The organism is Allostella sp., assembly GCF_041913585.1.
In the GTDB taxonomy this organism is placed as follows: domain Bacteria; phylum Pseudomonadota; class Alphaproteobacteria; order ATCC43930; family Allostellaceae; genus Allostella.
Genome location: NZ_JAYSFE010000222.1, coordinates 1 through 3959, shown reverse-complemented (window position 1 = coordinate 3959; position 3959 = coordinate 1). Strand labels below are relative to the sequence as shown.

General features: G+C 72.8%; 4 protein-coding genes and 1 pseudogene. 1 reads left to right on the top strand and 4 read right to left on the bottom strand.

The features are described 5' to 3' along the window. Positions 1-201, top strand: a pseudogene (locus tag ACE3Q3_RS23275) (aminotransferase); the annotation flags it as partial. Here the strand turns inward: ACE3Q3_RS23275 and ACE3Q3_RS23270 are convergent. The 4 genes from ACE3Q3_RS23270 to ACE3Q3_RS23255 all read right to left on the bottom strand — a co-directional run bounded on the left by ACE3Q3_RS23270 (position 198) and on the right by ACE3Q3_RS23255 (position 3803). Beyond that, a complete protein-coding gene (locus ACE3Q3_RS23270; protein WP_374450067.1) occupies positions 198-599 on the bottom strand; it encodes a nuclear transport factor 2 family protein in 402 nt (133 codons plus the stop codon). The pseudogene ACE3Q3_RS23275 and the gene ACE3Q3_RS23270 sit on opposite strands and share 4 nt — an antisense overlap. 53 nt (positions 600-652) lie before the next feature. Then, the gene (locus ACE3Q3_RS23265; RefSeq protein ID WP_374450064.1) at positions 653-1210 is read right to left on the bottom strand and encodes a GNAT family N-acetyltransferase; all 558 of its coding nucleotides are present in this window, start codon (positions 1208-1210) and stop codon (positions 653-655) included. Positions 1211-1255: 45 nt separating this feature from the next. Beyond that, positions 1256-2569, bottom strand: coding sequence for a sulfotransferase (locus tag ACE3Q3_RS23260; protein ID WP_374450060.1), 1314 nt, complete (start codon positions 2567-2569; stop codon positions 1256-1258). 64 nt (positions 2570-2633) lie between these two features. After that, positions 2634-3803, bottom strand: a complete 1170-nt coding sequence (locus tag ACE3Q3_RS23255) for an acyl-CoA dehydrogenase family protein (protein ID WP_374450058.1) — start codon at positions 3801-3803, stop codon at positions 2634-2636. Between the last annotated feature and the right edge of the window lie 156 nt (positions 3804-3959).

Here is a 3959-nt window from a genome sequence, read left to right as displayed (position 1 = left end):
GCCGGAACCGCCGCCGAGGCGGTGCAGCAGGCGCTGGCGGCGCGCCGGATCAACACCACCGTCTCGACCGTCGCCGGCACGCGCTGGGACATGGAGCGGCGCGGCATCGACCGTCTCGTCCGTGCCTCGCCCCACTACTACAACAGCGAGGCCGAGGCCGACGCCCTGGTGGCGGAGGTCGCGCGGCTGGCCGGCGCCTAGCCCGACGCCGCCTCCAGCACCGTCGCGGTGTCGAAGATCTCCTGGAAGGAGCGGACCCGGCCGCCCTCGACGAACCAGAAGTCGGCCTTCTCGATGCGCACCACCCGGCCGGTGCGGCGGTGCCGCGCCTGGACGCGGGTGCGGGCGACGATCCGCCCGCCCTGCTGCACGAACTCGATCGGCGTGTGCTCCTCGATCGCCCACTCGCCGGCAAGGCAGGTCAGGTAGGCCCGGAGCCCCTCCGGCCCGGTCCAGGTCCCCGACGTCGCGAAGCGGCCGGGCGGGCCGCAGGACACGAGCGTGAAGCCCGGGTCGATGACGGCGAAGAACTCGTCGATGGCGCCTTCGCTGTAGCGGCGATAGAGGCGCTGGACCAGGGCGAGCGCGGCATCGGCCATCGGTGTCTCCCCGAGCGGGTGGACATGGACGATACCACGCGCCGCAGCCGGCACTAATCGCGGCCGGCCGGCTCCCGCACCAGGGCGTAGGCGCGGCAGTCGCGCGGCCGCACGGGATCGCGGTTGGGATGGAGCGCCCAGCGCCGCAGGACGCCCTCGAAGGCCATGCCGGCCTTCTCCATCACCCGGGCCGAGGCGAGGTTCTCGACGTCGCAGTGGCCCCAGACGCGCCACACGCCGGGGTCGGCCATGACCACGCCGATGCAGGCCCCGAGGGCCTCGGTCATCAGCCCGCGCCCCCAATGGTCGCGCCGCAGGACATAGCCGACGGCGACCGTGCGGCCCTCGTCGCCGAGGCGGAGGTCGATGCCGCCGACGCCAGTCCGCTCGGCCGTGTCGATGACATAGGCACCGCGCTCGCCCGTCGCCCACTGCGCCGTGAAATAGTCGAGATGGCCCTGCGTCTCGGCGAGACTGCGGTGCGGGCGCCAGGAGAGGTGGCGCAGCACCTCCGGGTCCCGGGCGTAGCCGTCGAAGATCGCCGGCGCGTCGGCCTGGACCGGGCGGCGCAGCACCAGCCGGTGGCTGCGGATCTCGCTCGGAAACTGCATGCGGGGCCCAGGATGCGTTCGCCGGGCGGCCGGCGGCAATCCCCCTCACCCGTCCGCGGTCGGGATGACCGGCTCGTCCGCGTCGCCGAAGACCTCCAGCAGCGGGCCGATGTGGCGGCCATAGCGGCGCCAGCGCCCGACATGCCGGTCCTCGACGGTCCGCGACCGGTCGATGCGGCCGGCCGGGTCGACCCGCGGGCGGACCAGTTCCGCCGGCCGGTCGACGGGCGTCAGCCCGAGCAGGCGCAGCGCCTCGGAGCGGACCGGGGCCGGCGACGTCACCATCCGCTCGTAGCGGATCTGCGCCAGGCGCACGCCGAAACGCTCCCGCCACATGCGCATGAGGCGCCGGTAGGCGCACCAGGAGCGGGCGCCCTCGGCCAGGTCCCAGGCGCGCATCAGCCGGCTCTTCTGGAAGTGGAAGAACATGTCGAGGCAGGTGTCGCGCGGATCGCGCACCAGATGCAGGAAGGTCGCCCCGGGCAGGGCCGCGTCGATCGCCGGCAGCGCGAGCCCGTTCTCGGGCGCCGTGTCGATGGCGCGCGCCGCGCCGGGCGCCGCCGCCGCCAGCCGCGTGACGAAGTCGCGACCGGCCGACCGCAGGCGCGGCCCCTCCCATGCCCGCCCCACGGGCGGCAGTCCGAACCGCGTCATCCGGCTGCCGAGGGACTGCACCAGACGCGGCACCGCCAGTCGGCGCTCGCCGAGGGCGGCGATCCCGGGATGGGCCGCCAGCAGCGCCTCCAGCACGGTCTTGCCCGAGCGTCCGAAGCCGACGACGAAGACCGGAAGGCGCGACGGGAAGCCGGCCTCCGGACGGGGCGGTCGCGGGCGGCCGGCGACGTCGGCGACGAGTTCCGCCAGCGGCCGCACCGGCAGCGCCCCGAGGCGGCGGGCCGTCAACCGATTCGCCGCCAGGGCCGCCGCAAACGCCGCGTCGCTATCGCCCTCGAGGTCCAGCAGCACCGCCAGTTCGTAGTGGAGCGGTTCGGTCTTGGCACCGGCCGCCGGCTCGGCCACGGCGCGCCGCAGCATGGCGATGGCGCGCGCCGTCTGGCCGCAACCGGGGGCGAGACGACCATAGGCCTGCACGACCGGGGTCCAGGGACGGTCCGCGCGCAGATGTGGTTCCAGGACCCGCAGCCCTTCGTCGGGTCGGCCGAGACGATCGAGGACGCGCGCGACTGCCGCGGCCACGTCGGGCCGGTCGGGCACCGCGCGCCGGACGAGGCTCAGGGTCGCCAGCGCCCGGTCGGCATGCTCGGCCGCCCGGTCGCTGTCGAGATGGATGCGCTGCTCGCTGTCGAGGGCGGCCTGGAAGAGGCGCATGACGGCCGCCGACACCGGCGCGTCGGTCATGCCGCGCGCCTCCCCGGCGATGGCGACCGCTCCCGGGACATGCCGATGCCGCGGCGGCGTCCGGTCAGTAGGATCTCGGCAGGCCGAGAACGTGCTCGCCGAGATAGGCCAGGATGAGGTTGGTCGAGATCGGCGCCACCTGATAGAGGCGCGCCTCGCGGAACTTGCGCTCGACGTCGTACTCCTCGGCGAAGCCGTAGCCGCCGTGGGTCTGGACGCACATGTCGGCCGCCTGCCAGGAGGCGTCGGCCGCCAGCATCTTGGCCATGTTCGCCTCCGGCCCGCACGGCCGCCCCGCCTCGAACAGCCGGGCCGCCTTCTCGACCATCAGCGCGGCGGCCTCGCTGGCGGCATAGGCGCGCGCGATCGGGAACTGGATGCCCTGGTTCTGGCCGATCGGACGGCCGAACACCACCCGCTGGCTGGCATAGTCGCGTGCCTTGGCGATGAACCAGCGCGCGTCTCCGATGCATTCCGCCGAGATCAGGATGCGCTCGGCGTTCATGCCGTCCAGGATGTAGCGGAAGCCCTTGCCCTCCTGCCCCAGCAGGTTCTCCGCCGGGACCTCCATGTCGTCGAAGAAGATTTCGGTCGTGCCATGGTTGAACATGGTCCGGATCGGCCGGATCGTCAGGCTGCGTCCCCGCACCTCGCGCATGTCGACCACCAGCACCGACAGCCCGTCGGTGCGCTTGGCGACCTGGTCCCGCGGCGTGGTCCTGGCCAGGAGCAGCATCAGGTCGGAATGCTCGGCCCGCGAGGTCCAGACCTTCTGGCCGTTGACGACGTAGCGGTCGCCCCGGCGGACGGCGGTGGTGCGCAGGCTCAGCGTGTCGGTGCCACTCGTCGGCTCGCTCACCCCGAAGGCCTGGAGGCGAAGCTCGCCCGCCGCGATGCCGGGCAGCCAGCGCGCCTTCTGCTGGGCGCTGCCGTGACGCAGGATCGTGCCCATCGTGTACATCTGCGCGTGACACGCCGCCCCGTTGCAGCCGGAGCGATGGATTTCCTCGAGAATCGCAGCCGCGGCCGAGATGCCGAGACCGCTGCCGCCATACTCCTCCGGAATCAGTGCCGACAGCATGCCGGCTTCCGTCAGGGCGGCGACGAACTCCGAGGGATAGGTCCGCTCGCGGTCGCGTTCCCGCCAGTATTCGCCAGGGAAACGGCCGCAGAGCGCCTGCACCGCGGCGCGAATCTCGGCGTGGCTCTCCGGCTCCGGCTCGACGCGATCCATGCTTCCTTGCCCTCCTCGTGGCACCCGGTGGCCAATCTAGGCGCCGGCCCTGGCCGAGGAAAGCCACCAATGCGAACCGAATTTCTTGCGGTCGCGCGGAGACATTGGGTATTTTCCGTCCTTGGTAATTTTAGTGAGGGGGTGATTCTCCATGGC

What these genes read in the sequence shown, in the direction of transcription:
- ACE3Q3_RS23255 (WP_374450058.1), bottom strand. Translation starts at nt 3,803, where the DNA reads ATGGATCGCGTCGAGCCGGAGCCGGAGAGCCACGCCGAGATTCGCGCC.
- ACE3Q3_RS23260 (WP_374450060.1), bottom strand. Translation starts at nt 2,569, where the DNA reads ATGACCGACGCGCCGGTGTCGGCGGCCGTCATGCGCCTCTTCCAGGCC.
- ACE3Q3_RS23265 (WP_374450064.1), bottom strand. Translation starts at nt 1,210, where the DNA reads ATGCAGTTTCCGAGCGAGATCCGCAGCCACCGGCTGGTGCTGCGCCGC.
- ACE3Q3_RS23270 (WP_374450067.1), bottom strand. Translation starts at nt 599, where the DNA reads ATGGCCGATGCCGCGCTCGCCCTGGTCCAGCGCCTCTATCGCCGCTAC.